General features: G+C 73.0%; 10 protein-coding genes. 3 read left to right on the forward strand and 7 right to left on the reverse strand.

The features are described from left to right. Positions 1–71: 71 nt before the first annotated feature. From BYZ73_RS11680 to BYZ73_RS11710, 7 genes are all read right to left on the reverse strand, one after another. Entirely contained in the window at positions 72–5,966 is a 5,895-nt protein-coding gene (locus BYZ73_RS11680; protein WP_181498033.1) for a hypothetical protein, read from the reverse strand. A 272-nt stretch (positions 5,967–6,238) separates the two neighbouring features. Further along, positions 6,239–7,426, reverse strand: a complete 1,188-nt coding sequence (locus BYZ73_RS11685; RefSeq protein WP_112316089.1) for a serine/threonine protein kinase — start codon at positions 7,424–7,426, stop codon at positions 6,239–6,241. Then, complete coding sequence (locus BYZ73_RS11690) at positions 7,423–7,848, reverse strand: ExbD/TolR family protein (RefSeq protein WP_112316090.1); 426 nt, start codon at positions 7,846–7,848, stop codon at positions 7,423–7,425. The genes BYZ73_RS11685 and BYZ73_RS11690 overlap by 4 nt, the downstream gene beginning before the upstream one ends. Before the next feature lie 4 nt (positions 7,849–7,852). Beyond that, complete coding sequence (locus tag BYZ73_RS11695) at positions 7,853–8,314, reverse strand: ExbD/TolR family protein (RefSeq protein ID WP_108027867.1); 462 nt, start codon at positions 8,312–8,314, stop codon at positions 7,853–7,855. Between the two features lie 6 nt (positions 8,315–8,320). After that, complete coding sequence (locus tag BYZ73_RS11700) at positions 8,321–8,965, reverse strand: MotA/TolQ/ExbB proton channel family protein (RefSeq protein ID WP_181498034.1); 645 nt, start codon at positions 8,963–8,965, stop codon at positions 8,321–8,323. Positions 8,966–9,009: 44 nt separating this feature from the next. Beyond that, entirely contained in the window at positions 9,010–9,471 is a 462-nt protein-coding gene (locus BYZ73_RS11705; protein WP_245943127.1) for a hypothetical protein, read from the reverse strand. 91 nt (positions 9,472–9,562) lie between these two features. Next, a complete protein-coding gene (locus tag BYZ73_RS11710; RefSeq protein WP_112316091.1) occupies positions 9,563–10,051 on the reverse strand; it encodes a hypothetical protein in 489 nt (162 codons plus the stop codon). Positions 10,052–10,209: 158 nt separating this feature from the next. Here BYZ73_RS11710 and BYZ73_RS11715 point away from each other — a divergent pair, with 158 nt between their 5' ends. The 3 genes from BYZ73_RS11715 to BYZ73_RS11725 all read left to right on the forward strand — a co-directional run bounded on the left by BYZ73_RS11715 (position 10,210) and on the right by BYZ73_RS11725 (position 13,186). Continuing rightward, positions 10,210–10,635, forward strand: a complete 426-nt coding sequence (locus tag BYZ73_RS11715; protein WP_108027869.1) for a DUF1036 domain-containing protein — start codon at positions 10,210–10,212, stop codon at positions 10,633–10,635. A gap of 92 nt (positions 10,636–10,727) precedes the next feature. Beyond that, positions 10,728–11,459, forward strand: a complete 732-nt coding sequence (locus BYZ73_RS11720) for a peptidoglycan-binding domain-containing protein (RefSeq protein WP_112316092.1) — start codon at positions 10,728–10,730, stop codon at positions 11,457–11,459. Further along, positions 11,456–13,186, forward strand: a complete 1,731-nt coding sequence (locus BYZ73_RS11725; RefSeq protein WP_112316093.1) for a lysozyme family protein — start codon at positions 11,456–11,458, stop codon at positions 13,184–13,186. The genes BYZ73_RS11720 and BYZ73_RS11725 overlap by 4 nt, the downstream gene beginning before the upstream one ends. The last annotated feature ends 2 nt before the right edge of the window (positions 13,187–13,188 follow it).

Raw genomic sequence — 13,188 nt, forward strand, 5'->3', positions numbered from 1 at the left:
GAATGGCTTCCTATCTCTTTGTCGTGTTTCTCGGGCAGGCGCCCGTGAAGGCGCCCGCCCCGGCCCGGGGCCTAGAACTGGAACCGCATCTGCGCGGTCACGCCCCAGCCATCCAGATCGTCGCCGAACCGGCTGTCGACCCGCAGCGAGGCGTCCATCTGCCGGGCCGGCCCGGCCTGACCCTTGCCGAAGACGCGGGTATAGTTGAACCCCGCGCTGAGCTCGCGATAGTCGCCAAGCCCGTCATTCTCCGACAGCATCGGCGCGCCCAGCGGCACGCCGTTCGAGTCGAGTTCGTAATACTTCGCCACCGAGCGGTCGGAAAAGTCGTGATAGGCGGTAGCGGTGGCGAAAAGGTTCAGCGCCGAGACCCCCGAGGGCAGAACCCGGCTGCGCGACAGCGTCACCGAGGCAAAGCCGATCTGGTTGGTGATCGGGTCGAATTTCAGCACTCCGTCATCGGCGTCATCGGCCGGATCGTTGCCGAAATACAGATCGTCCGACTTGGTCCGGCTGATCGAGAAGCCAAGCGACGGGATCAGGCTGAACCCGCTGTCCCGGCCCAGCGGCAAGGCATAGCCCATCGTGCCCGAAACCGTGTGCCCGGTGCTGTCATAGCTCTGGTCGTCGACCCCCAGCCGCTCGCCAAAGGCGCCCGGCGCCACCCGGTTCTCCAGATCGAACTCGGTCCGGTTCAGCGTGACCTGCAGATCGGCGAAGAACCGGCCCCGGGAGGCGCCGACATAGGCCCCGCCGTAAAGCTGCTGGAAATCGGTCTGGTTGCGGCTGGTCTGGATGCCCGCGTTGACGGTGCCGGTATCGGGATCGAACAGATAGACGGGTTGCCGGATCGACCCGTCATTGAGCCCGACAATGGCGCCGAAACTGAGGTTCCAGCCCCCCTCGCCGCCATCGAAGCAGCTGTAGTCGAGCCCGGCCTGCACCCCGCCATAGCTGGCGTCGATCTCGGTCGAGAAACTGCCCAGATCGGTGTGCGAGCTGCCGCTGGCGGTGGCCTTCCCGCCCATCGCCCGGCCCCAGCTGCCCCAGCCGCAGGGCGAGCCTTCGGTCGAGGCCAGCCCCGAGACATAGGGGCTGGTCGGCCGGTTCACCACCGAGCCGATCAGCGACTGGGTCAGCGCCAGACCGCTGGCCAGACCGCCGAAGGCCGGGTTCGCCCCCGAGATCAGCCCCCAGCCGTCGCCGCTGGCATTGCGGTCGAGCCGGTAGAGGATGCTGCCGCTCGAGGGCAACCCGGTCGAGCTGACCGACAATCCGCCATCGGACCCGTAGGACAGCAGGTCGAGCCGGTTCCTGATCTGGCCGTAATCGCCTGCGGTCAGGTCGTTGAAGGCCAGCACCACGCTGCCGCTCGCGACCCCGTCGATAGAGATCGCATCGGCGCTCTGGGCGCCGTCGGTCAGGTCGATATCCATCCCGATGGTGCCGTTCAGGTCCGCATTGCCCGTCACCTGGAGACGGTCGCCGGTGGTGCCGTCGGACAGGCTCAGCGCCGCGCCATTCGACAGGCTCAGATCGCCGTCGACGGTCGCGCTGCCCGAGGCCCGCAGCAGGCCGGACGAGGTCAGATCGGCCTCGAGCCGGCTGCCATCGGCCAGCGTGACGGTGCCGTAGCTGGTCACCAGACCGCCGGTGACGGTGGCATTCTCGCCAAGGCTCAGCCTGCCGTCGGTCGTGCCCCCGCGGCCCAGATCGAAACTGCTGCCGAAATCGAGACTGCCCGCTACCAGATAGGACCCGAGCCCGGCAATGGCGCCGGTGATCCCGGCCGCATCGCCCGCCGCCACCCGGACCGTGCCGTCATTGCCAAGCGTGCCGTCGATGGTGCCGCCAAGCAGGATCTCGCCGTCATTGTCGACCGCCCCGGCAACGGTGCCGTCGATCTCGGCCTCCGCACTTTCGGCATTCACCAGATCCGTCTCCAGCTTGCCGGTCGCGGCCACGCTCAGCCGGGCGCCGTCGCGGTTCCGGAAGCTGCCGCCGGTGCCGCCCTTCAGCGTGCCGGCGGCGATGGTCGCGGTGCCGTCATTCACCGCATCGGTGCTGTCGGCCATGGTCAGGGTGCCCGATTGCAGGGCGAAGGTGCCGCCCCCGGCGATGCCGAGACCGCCGTCAAGCGCCAGATCGCCGGTCACCCGCGCCTCCGAGCCGCTTCCGGCCGTCAGCGCCCCGCCGATCCGCCCCGAGACCGAGGCCAGCGCCCCGCCCGTCGCCGCGACATCGCCCGAGACCGTGCCCGAGGACAGGAAGGTGCCGCCCGAGGCCGCGACCGATCCGCCGATCGTGCCGCTGTTCCCGGTCTGGCCGCCCGTCACCGCCGCATCGCCGGTGATGCTGCCGGTATTCTCGACCTGGCCCGCGCTTGTCAGCGAGGCGAGCGTTCCCGCCGTTTCCAGGCGGCCCGCGCTGCCGACCGTGGTCTGCGCCGCGACCGAGCCGGTGGCGCCGATCGCCAGCGTGCCGCCGGTCACATCGGCCGTGCCGCCGACCGCGATATCGACATCGGCCGTGCCGCCCGAGACGTCGAGATCGCCCGAAAGCGCGCCCCCTTCCAGCGAGGCACTGCCGCCCGAGACCGACAGCCCGGTCAGGCTGCCCGCCGTCACCGTCAGCGCCCCGGCCGAGACCGACACGTCCTGCAGGCTGCCGCTGCTGGTGGCGGTGCCGCCGGTCACACTCAGATCGCCCGAGATCGTGCCGGCATTGCCCAGCGTGCCCGAACTGGTGACATCCGCCGCGATCTCGGCACCCGCCGTGTTGGTCAGGCTGCCCGCCGAGGTGACGGTATCCGCCTCAAGCCGCCCGTCATTGGTCACGCTGCCGCCCGTCGCGGTGTCGAGCGCGGCCAGGGCCAGCGTCGCGCCGGTGCCGATCGTGACCGATCCGGCGTTGTCCAGCGTGGTCTCGGTGCCGGTCACGCTGTCGCTGTCGCCGATCTCGATGCTGCCGGTCGATGTGTTCGACAGCACATTCGGGGTCGCGCCGCCCAGCGTGATGGTGTCATTGCCGCCATCGGTGGTGACGATCCGCCCGGCATTGGTGATCGCCTCGTCGCCGGCCCCGTCGCTGTCCGAGGCAATCGTGCCGCCGCCCGCGAACGCGATCAGCCCGGTCCCGAGGTTCTCGATGGCACCGGTATCGGTGACGCTGCCGCCATCGGCGACATTGATGTCCCCGGTATTGATCAGCGTGTTGCCGGTGCCTTCCAGCGCGGCGCCCGCGCCCAGCGTCAGCGTGCCGTCATTCTCGATCCGGCCGGCCTCCAGACGCCCGCCCGTGCCGACCTCGACCGTGCCGCTGTTCGACACCGTGCCGACCCCGGTCAGGGCGACCCCGTCGCCGACCTCCAGCCGGCCGGCATTCTCGACATCGTTGCCCGCGCCGTCGAGCGACTCGACGATCCGGGTCAACCCGCCCTGGCCGGTCTCGAGCGTATCCCTGAGATCGTTCTGAAGATCGAGCTCGCCGTCGTTCACGACCGCGCCGACAAAGTCGATATCGCCCGTCATCGAGGCGCCGTCGCCGATCGTGATGGTGTCGGCCGACACGGTCAGGGCGCCATTCCGGGCCGCGATGCTGCCATTGGTGGTGAAGCCGCCGCCCCCGGTCAGGGTCAGCGCGGCAGCCGCGCCGCCCGCGGTCTCGATGCGGCCGTCATTGGTGACATTTCCCGCGACCGTGGTCGTGCCCGACAGCCGCAGCGTGCCCGCGCCGCTGCCCGTGTCGCCCTCGATGGAGAGATCGTCGCCGAAGCTGCCGCCCTCCGAGACCAGCACCCCGCCGCCGCCGACGGTGCTTTTGCCCCCGACCGTGCCGCCATTGGTGGCGGTGCCCCCCGACACGTCGAGCGCGCCGCCGATCCTGCCGCTCGAGGACAACGAGCCGCCCTCGACCGAAACATCGTCCGACAGCGTGCCGCTGTTCGTCAGCGCACCGCCCGCGACCGTGACCGCGCCGCCGATGCTGCCGGTATTGCCGACCGTCCCCGCGGCAAGCTCCAGCCCGCCGGTCACGCCGCCGCTGTTGTCATAGCGGCCGCCGGTGACGGAAACCCCGCCCGAGACCGTCCCGGCCGTCTCGGCGTCGCCGTCCGAGACGGCGAGCCCCCCGTTCAGCGCGCTGTCCTCGCCCGCCTCGAGGCGTCCGCCGCTCACCTCGACCGCGCCGGTCACGCTGCCGTCGATCTCGGCCATGCCGCCCGAAACCGTCAGCGTGTCGTCGATCTGCCCGTCCGAGGACAATGTGCCGCCCGACACCGTGACCGCCCCCGACAGCCTGCCCGAATTGCTCAGCGTGCCGCCCTCGACCGATGTCGCACCGGTCACCGTCCCGCTGTTGTCGAAACTGCCCGCCTTCTGGGTCAGCGCGGCGATCCGGTCCGCATTGGCGCTGCCGGTGCCGGAATTGACAACCGCCCCGGCCGAGCCCTCGTCCAGCACGAAGCGCCCCGCGGAGGCCACTTCGACATCGCCGAGCCGCCCGTCGCCGGCCAGCGTCAGCGTGCCGCCCGAAACCGACGTGCCCCCCGACAGCGTGTTCTGCCCGGTCAGCAGGACCGTGCCGTCGGTGACCAGCGACAGCCGGCCCGCCGCGCCATCGGCCAGCACGCCGCCGAAATCGCTGCCCTCGCCGAGGCTCACCGTGGCGTCTCCGGACCCGCTCAGGATCGTGCCGTTGCCGGTCAGCGCGGCGATACCGGCGTCGCGTCCGGCCAGGTCCAGCACCGCGTCCGACCCGATCCGCGTACCCGCCGCCGCGGCAAATGCCGCCGCCGCCGCGTCCGAGCCCACCTGGAAAGTGGCGGAGTCGAAGCCCAGCGTGACGCCGTCCGCCATCGCGACGGACGCCATCTGCAACGCGACGGTGGCGCCGGCCGCTTCCGCCGAGAAGGACAGATCGCCCGCCAGATCCATCGTCCCGGTCAGGGTCAGGCTCGAGCCCGCCGCGGCGACCAGCCCGCTCGCGGTTCCGGCCTCGGTCGAGATCGCCCCGCCGAAATCGTCGGCGATGTCGGCGACCAGCGTCCCGCCCGCCAGCGCGACCGCATTGTCGTTGAGCGCGCCCGCGGCATCGCCGATCCGCAGCCGCCCGTCCTCGACCCGGAAGCCGCCCTGAAATCCCGACAGCGATCCCTCCAGCGCGACCGAACTGCCGCCCGTCACGGTCAGCCCGCCGCTGCCGGTGATCGCCAGCCCGAAGTCCGAGCTGCCGCCTCCCGCCACCGTCAGGCCCCCGCCGGTCAGCTCGAGCGCCCCCGCGGCGCCCGCGGCCGAGGCAAGCCCGCCCACGGTCTCGTCATCCTCGATCCGCAGCACCGACGCCGCCCGCCCGTCGATGCCGCCCGACAGCGTAAGCGTGGCATCGTCGGCCAGCGCCGCCCCGCCCGAAACCACCGCCTTGCCCTCTTCCAGCACGGTCCCGCCGGTCTGGCTGTTCGTTCCCGAAAGCGCGATCTCGGCGCCCGGCGCGGCGCGCAGCCGCAGCGTCCCGGTCCCCGAGATGTCGCCCGCAAGCCCGGTATCGACAGCCGCCTCGACCAGCAGATCGTCCTCCAGCACAAAGGCCAGCGTCTCGTCCATGAAGCCGCCGCTGCCCGCGACGGTCAAACGCGCCGCACTCCCGGAGGCGCCGCCGGGCAGGGCGAAGGCCAGCGTGCCCTCGGTCAGCACCGCGTCGGAGCCCCCGGTCAGCTCGAGCGCGCTCAGCGTGGCGCGGCCGGCCTCGAGATCGATCGCCCCCGCCGCGGCATCCCCCAGAACGACATCGGCCGGCACGCCGTCGAGACCCGGCGCACCGCCGCCGATCGGGATGCCCGCCGAGTCTTCCCAATTTCCGGGATCGGCCCAGACACCGTCTGCGCCCGTGCCGTTCCAATGGACCGTATCGGCCCCGGCCATTGCGGCACCCAGAGTGAGCCCGGCCGCCAATGCGGTGGTGCTTCGCAATGCCTGTCGCAGGAGTTTTCCGATTTGCGGCGAAAACGGCCGCCCGATACTCTCGCTCCGGACCAAGCCGGCCTCCGTGACCAATACCATAACAACCCCTTGGTGAATCGACTCAATTACAAATCCATGGACCCAGCCAGACCGCCGCGGCATATTGCTCCGCTTTGGTCTTAATAGTTGAGGCGGCGGGGACAACCCATAGCCGTCATTTCGCCTTCTTTATGAACTTATTCGCCCACAATACCCTTTTAGGCGATCCGACTGTGTCGAATTCACCGCAAATCGAATCCCGCCAGCGCCAGCGCCGCCGCCCCCAGCGCAGCCCCTCGCCCCCGGGCGAAGACCTGCTCGGCACGCCGCCCGATCTCGGCGCGCAGTCCCGAGACCGGCCCGTCGGTCGCCACCGCAAGCAGCAGTTGCGATGTGTCGCGCGCCGGTCCGGCCAGGGTCACCGGCACGTCGAACCGCGCCCGGTTTCCGGCGAAGGACAGGAACCGCTGCAGGTCCTGGACGACGCCGTTATTGTCGATCAGAAGCAACAATACATAGCGCCCGCCGACCCCGCGCAGGCCGCCGGTCAGCCGCCCGCCCGACGCGACCTCGGTCCGGTCGAGCCCCAGCCCCAGCCGCGTCGCGGGATAATCGGGACTGTCGCGCAGCAGCTCCAGCACCGGGCATTGCCGCGGATCGATCAGGCGGCGCCGCTGGGCGGTTCCGGCCAGATCGCCGGTCAGAAGCCGCCCGGCATAGTCGGCCATCGCCGCCTCTGACGCCGCCAGCAGGTCGACCCCGGCACCGCCTTCCGTATCGCGCCGGGGCAAGGCCAGCAGGCAGTCGGGCGCCGGGGTTTCGCGGATGCGGCGAATCAGTGCCGCCGCCGCCAGATCGCGGGCGCGGGGCTCGGACGGCCCGGCGGCGGGACGCCGCGCGATGCCCGTGCCCGTGCCCGTGCCCGTGCCGGGCCCTGAGCCGGACCCAATGCCGACCGGGGCGATTCGGTCCGGCGCGACCGCGACCGCCACTGCCCCCGACCGCGCCATCACCGGCGAGACCCGATGCGGCGCCACCGGTTGCGGCACGGCGGCCGCCAGCGGGGCGGCCGAGGGGGCGGGCGGCGATGGCGCGCGCCCGACCGTCCCGTCCCCCATCGCGGCGCGGCGCCCGGGCGGGCTGTCCGGTCCGCTCGCAGGCTCCGGGCCGTCCGCGGTGTCCTCGCCCGGCCCCAGCGCCGGATCGGCGGCATTGGCCCGGCCTTCGCTCAGCCGCAGCCCGGCCAGCGTGTCGCTGTCCAGCCGCTCCAGCGTCACCTGGAACCGCGACGCGGGTCGGTCCGGCGACACCGGGTCGCGCGCGATCCAGAGCGCGACCGCTCCCCCCAGCACGGCATGCGCGGCCAGCGCCGCGAGCCCGGAGAGGGCCCAGCCGCGCCGGGGCCCGGGTCCATAGGGCAGATAGCTCATCGCCCGGCCCCGCGCCCTGGCCCGCCGCCGCCCGCGCGCACCGTCACCAGAACCACCTCGCGCCCGTCGAACCCGGCCGAGCCCAGCAGATGCAGCAGTTGCCGGGCCGGGGCGCTGCGATCGATCAGCAGATGCACCCGTGAGGCCCCCGCCAGCGCTTCGGGCAACCCGGCCAGCGTCACCGCCTGCCCGTCCAGCGCCAGCCGGCCGTCGGGCGTCAGCTCCAGCAGCGGCCGGGGCAGCCGCGCCGGGTCGAAGGCGCGGGTCTCGGCCAGCCGCAGCCCGGTCGGCGCGTCGCGGTTCCAGAGCCCGCCGCTGACCAGAAAGAACAGGATCAGCAGCAGCACCAGATTGACGATGGCAATCGCCGTGTCGGGCCCGTCCCGGCGCCGCCGCACCGGCAGGATCGTCCCCCGCCGCATCGTCTCAGCCCTCCCCGCCGAGGCCAAGCCGGACCTCGGTCAGCCCCGCCGCCCGCAGCCGGTCGAGCGCGGTCGTCAGGTCCTGCACCCGCGCACCCGGCCCCGCCAGCAGAACCACCGGCGGCACCGGATCGCGCGCCGCCAGCGCCCGTGCCAGCGCGCCGATCTCGTCGAAACCGAAGCGCTGGCCGCCCGCGATCAGGCTGCCCGGCCCGATCTGCCAGAGCCGGGTGCCCGCGGGCAGCACCGCCCCCGCCGTCTCGGCGCCCGCATCCCCGCCGGGCGCCCGGGTCTCGGCCAGCCGGTCGCCCGCGGCCGGCGTCAGCGGCAAGAGCGCATAGGGCGTCAGCCCCGAAGATAGCATGAAGAAGATCAGAAGCTGGAACATGGTGTCGGCCAGCGCGGTCAGCGCAAAGTGCGGGCGGCGCACCCTGCGGGGCGCCCCAAGCAGCGGCGGCCGCGCCATCGCGGGTCAGACCCCGCCGTCGGAATCGACCCGGCCATAGATCGCGGCCGAGATCGCCGCCTCCAGCAGCGTGCGCTCGGCCTCGATCCGGCCCTCGAACCAGGTCGCCAGCGCATTGGCGACCAGCGCCAGCGCCAGCCCGGCCGCGGTCGTGGTCAGCGCCGTCCAGATCCCGCCCGCGAGGCTGGCCGGATCGGCGGCCTCGGCCGCCAGCGACAGCGCCGAGAAGGCGTCGATCATGCCGACCACGGTGCCCAGCAGCCCCAGCATCGGCGCCGAGCTCACGATCAGTTCCAGCGCGCGCATCCGCTCGCCCATCCGCGCCAGCTCGATCAGCGCGGTCTGGCGACCCAGCTCCTCGGCATAGCCGGTCTCGCCCGGCCGCGCCTGCGCCGCCGACATCACCGCGCGCAGCACCCGTCCCAGCACCGCGCGCCCGGCCACGGCCCGTTCCATCGCCTCCTCGACCCGGCCCGACAGCCAGCAATCCAGCACGGTTTCCGCCAGCGCCCGGCGGCCGACGCCCATGCGGCGGAACTGCCAGGCCTTCCAGATCGAGATGGTCAGCGCCATCACCGACAGCACCCCGAGCGCGGCGAAGACCGCAAGCGTGGCCGGCATCAGCAGACCGGAGTCGGACAGGTTGGACATGCGCGATTCTCCTCGGCGCTCGGTGGGGGACGCGGGGGGGGGTATCAGAGACCGAACTGGATCGCGCCGCGGGCCCGGGTCTCGAGCCCGTCGAGGCAAAGCGGGCTTTCGGCGCCGTCCTCGGCCCGGACGCAGCCGGGCGCGGCATTGACCACGATCCGCGAGATCGCGTCGCAGGGCTGGTCCGGCATGTCGAACTGCACCACCCGGGTCTTGCCGGGGGCCATCGCCCCGAAATCGAGCACCAGAAGCTGGCTGACGATCCCCTCGGCATCGAACACCGCGACCTCATAGGCGATCTCGGACAGGCCGGTCTCGCTGCGGTTGGTGGCGACATAGGTCAGGCGGCAGGCGCCCGCAGGCGTCTCGGCGGCGGCGTTCAGCTCGACCAGCATGCCGGAGGCGGCCTCGGAGCTTCCCTGGGCACGGGCGGGTCCGGCCGAGGCCAGTATCGGGGCCAGGGCCAGCGCGGTCAGCACCGGAACGAAACGCGGGATACGGATCATGGAAGCCTCTCGGATCGGGCGGGTCTCGCAACCTTTGCAAAAGAAACCGGCGCCCGAGTCAACCGCAACAGTGCCGCCGAGCGGGACGCGATCAGCGATAGACCCCGATCAGGTAATGCGCGCCGTCGACCTGCTCGGGCAAGCCAACCTCGGCCGCGGCCTCCTGCCGGAACGGCGGGCGCGGCGGAGGCGCCATATCGGCCGCCGCACCGCGGCGAGGCCCCAGCCCGGGACCGAACCCGGAACCGAGCCGGGGCGTCTCGATCGACACAAGCCGAGGGCCCTGGGGCACCGGCACGGATTCGGGAAGCGCGGCTGCGACGGGCAGGGCCGGTTCCGGCCGCGCGGCCTCTCCCGTCCCTGCGGGAACCGCCGGGACCGTCCGCCGCCGGAACACCGGCAAGGCCGGATCTGCCGCAGGCGTGACGGCCGCAGGAACGACAGCCGCAGGAACCACGGCGGCGGGCGCCGAAACGGCCACGCGACGCTCCGAAACCAGACCATGGCCGAAGGCCAGAGCGATGCCGCCCGCGACCGTCAGGCCGACCAGCAGCGAACCAAGTGCAGTGGCGCGTATCATGCAGCAATATCTAGCAGATCCCGTCGCCGCGCACAGCGGGCAAGCACCGGACCCGCCGCCCGTCGGCCGGTCTTTGCCAACCGCGGCCCGCGCGGGGGCTTGCCTTGGCCCCGGCCCCCGTGCTTTGCCGGAAGCCGCCCGCGCCCCGAGGATCATCGATGCCCCGCGCCCCGCTCGCCCGTCCTGCCCTGCTCTGCGCCCCGCTTTGCGCGCTGCTGGCGGCCGCCCCCGCGCTGGCGGGGTTCTCGGTCTGCAACCGCAGCCTCGACGAGGTCAACCTCGCGCTCGGCCAGCCCGGCGAGGACGGCTTCGAGACCTCGGGCTGGTGGCTGATCGGGCCCGGCGAATGCGCCAGCCCGCTCGACCGGCCGCTCGATGCGCGCTTTCTCTATGTCTTCGCGCTGGACGCCTTCGGCCGGGTGCTGCTGGAGGGCGCCACCCCGATGTGCGTCGGTCCCGGCCGGTTCGAGATCCGCGGCGCGACCGATTGCCTGACCCGCGGCTATCTCGAGGCCCGGTTCCGCGAGGTGGATACCGGCAATGCCGCCGATTTCACGCTGACGCTGCACCCCGCCGCCCAGTGACCGGCCGAATGATCGCGGCACCCGACCCGGCTGCATCCCGCGCGGATTTGCGCTATGACCTCTGAGGCAACGAGGGCAGGACGACAGCCGGGATGAGGATCGGAGGACAAGCCAGAACGCGCTGGCCGGCCGCGGCCGGGCTGGCCCTGTGGCTGTTGCCCGCCATCGCGCTTGCCAGCGAAACGCCGGATCCGGCAGAGACCGCGCCCGCCCCGCGCCGCGTCGCCCCCGTCCGGGTCGTGCCCGCCGCGCCCGTCGCCCCGGTCCTGACCGCACGCCCCGAGGTCCCGGCGGTCGAGATCTTCACCCCGCCCCCGCGCGAAAGCCTCGCCGCCCTGCCCCGGGCCGAGGGCCTGCCCGAGCCCTCGGTCATCGTCGGGCTGCTCAACCCCGGTACAGAGGACCTTCCGGTCTGGTCGGACCTCGCCACCCGCACGCGCCTGAGGCAGGACGACCCCGAGGGCTTTGCCCGTCTCGTCGCCGCGGGCGCACTCGATCCGCCCGAGGATGCCCTGCCCCGCGCGATCCAGACCGAACTGGCGCGGATGAACTGCTATCGCGGTGGCATCGACGGGCTCTGGGGCGAGGGCTCGCGCGCCGCCGTCGCGCGCTATTTCGCCGAACGCGGGCTGGGTCCGGCCCCGGACGCGCCCTCGCCCGGGCTGTTCCGCCAGATTGTCGCGGCCGAAGACGTGGCCTGCCCCGCCCCGCCCGCGCCAACGACCGCGCGCGCGCAGGCGCCCCGCCGCCAGACCGCGCCCGAGCCCTCGGGCGGGTCCGCGCCGCCGATCCGGCTCTCGCCCGCGCTGGGGGTGTTCCGGTGAACCCGCCCGGGTTCGGCGTCGATCCCGCCTTCCGCGCCGCCGCCGCCCGCGCCCGGGCCCGGCGGCGGCGGCGGCTGGTCCGGCCGATCCTGCTGGGCCTGCTTGCGCTGGGGCTGGCGACGGCCGGATGGCGACTGGCCCGCGACCGCCCCGAAACGCCGCCGCCCGCCATCGCGACGGGCGACGATCTTGCCATGGTGCCCGAGGCCGAGCCCGACCCGGACATGCCCGCCGCGCCCGACCCGTCGCTGGCGCTGCGCGGTCTGCCGCGCGATCCGATGGTGCTGCGGCTCTCGGCCGGGCCTTCCGCCCCCGCCCGCACCCTGCCCGGCCCGCCGGGTTTCGAACCCGGACGCGCGGGCCCGCCCGCCCCCGACCGGCTGACCCTGATTAAGGTCGGGCTCGGCCCGGGCAGCGGGCCGCGCGCGCTCGACCCGCCCTCGAGCCGCGAGGATCTGGCGCTTTACCAGGCCCGCCGCAGCCGCGCCCTTGCCCGGCGCAGCAGCACCGCGCCCGGCGATCTTGCCTTGAGCCTTCAGCCCGAGGCCGCCCGGCGCCCCTTCTTCGCCGACAGCCTGCTGAGGCTCGGTCCCGGTGCCGATCTGGCGACGGCGCTGACGGGCGCCGGGCTCGGGGCCGAGGCCGCCCGCGCCGCGGCCGGTGCGCTGCCGACGCTGGCCGATCCGCCCCGGCTGGCCGCGCTGCGACTCCGGCCCGGCAGCGGCACCGAGGCTGAACCCGAACTGCTGCAACTCTCGCTTTACGGCGCTGACGGCTATCTGACGACGCTGGCCCGGCTCGGCGCCGGGCGCTATGCCCGTGCCGCCGACCCCTGGGCCGACCGCGACCTTGCCAGCGAGGGCCGGACCGCGCCCGAGGCCCCGCCCCGTCTGCTCGATGCGGTCTACAGCGCGGCGCTCGGCGCCGGGCTCGGCCCCGACCTGACCGGCGAGATGATCGTGCTGCTGGCGCAGCGCATGGATCTGGGCCGCCCGGCCGCGCCCGACGACCGGCTGCGGGTGCTTTACGCCACCCGGCCGGGGCCCGGCGGCGCGGCACGGCTGTTCTATGTCGGGCTGGGCGGGCACAGCGGCTGCTATGTGCTGCCGATTCCCGCGGGCGGCCATGCCTGCGCCGGAGCCGGATCGCTGGCCGGATCGATGGCGGGCGCCACCGCCGGGATCGACGACGCCGCCGCGGTCGAGACCCTCGTCGCCCGCATCGTCCATGTCGAAAGCGGCGGCCGGGCGGATGCCAGGAACCCGCTGTCAAGCGCGCTCGGGCTCGGGCAGTTCATCTCCTCGACCTGGCTGCGGATGATGCGCGAGCACCATCCCGAGCTGACCGCGCGGATGGATCGTGCCGCACTTCTGGCGCTCCGGACCGATCCGGTCCTGAGTGTCGAGATGGTCTATGCGCTGGCCCGCGAGAATGCCGCCTATCTGGCCGCCCGGGGCCATGGCCTGACCCCGGGACGGCTGTATCTGGCGCATTTCCTCGGCGCCGAGGGCGCCAACCGCGCGCTTTCCGCCGATCCCGCGGCCGGGGTGGCCGAAATCATGGGCCCGGCCGTGGTCAGCGCGAACCCGTTCCTCACCGGCAAGACCATCGGCGAGCTGCTGGCCTGGGCCGACCGCAAGATGACCGGCACCGCCGCGCCCGCCGTGATCTCGCCCGAGATCCGCCGCTACCGCGAAACCGTCGACGCGATCCTCGCGACCGGCTGAAA

This window comes from Rhodovulum viride (assembly GCF_003265965.1).
GTDB classification, from domain to species: Bacteria; Pseudomonadota; Alphaproteobacteria; order Rhodobacterales; family Rhodobacteraceae; genus Rhodovulum; species Rhodovulum kholense.

Coding starts and splice junctions, on each gene's coding strand:
- BYZ73_RS11685 (WP_112316089.1), bottom strand. CDS start 7,426: ATGAGCTATCTGCCCTATGGACCCGGGCCCCGGCGCGGCTGGGCCCTC.
- BYZ73_RS11690 (WP_112316090.1), bottom strand. CDS start 7,848: ATGCGGCGGGGGACGATCCTGCCGGTGCGGCGGCGCCGGGACGGGCCC.
- BYZ73_RS11695 (WP_108027867.1), bottom strand. CDS start 8,314: ATGGCGCGGCCGCCGCTGCTTGGGGCGCCCCGCAGGGTGCGCCGCCCG.
- BYZ73_RS11700 (WP_181498034.1), bottom strand. CDS start 8,965: ATGTCCAACCTGTCCGACTCCGGTCTGCTGATGCCGGCCACGCTTGCG.
- BYZ73_RS11705 (WP_245943127.1), bottom strand. CDS start 9,471: ATGATCCGTATCCCGCGTTTCGTTCCGGTGCTGACCGCGCTGGCCCTG.
- BYZ73_RS11710 (WP_112316091.1), bottom strand. CDS start 10,051: ATGATACGCGCCACTGCACTTGGTTCGCTGCTGGTCGGCCTGACGGTC.
- BYZ73_RS11715 (WP_108027869.1), top strand. CDS start 10,210: ATGCCCCGCGCCCCGCTCGCCCGTCCTGCCCTGCTCTGCGCCCCGCTT.
- BYZ73_RS11720 (WP_112316092.1), top strand. CDS start 10,728: ATGAGGATCGGAGGACAAGCCAGAACGCGCTGGCCGGCCGCGGCCGGG.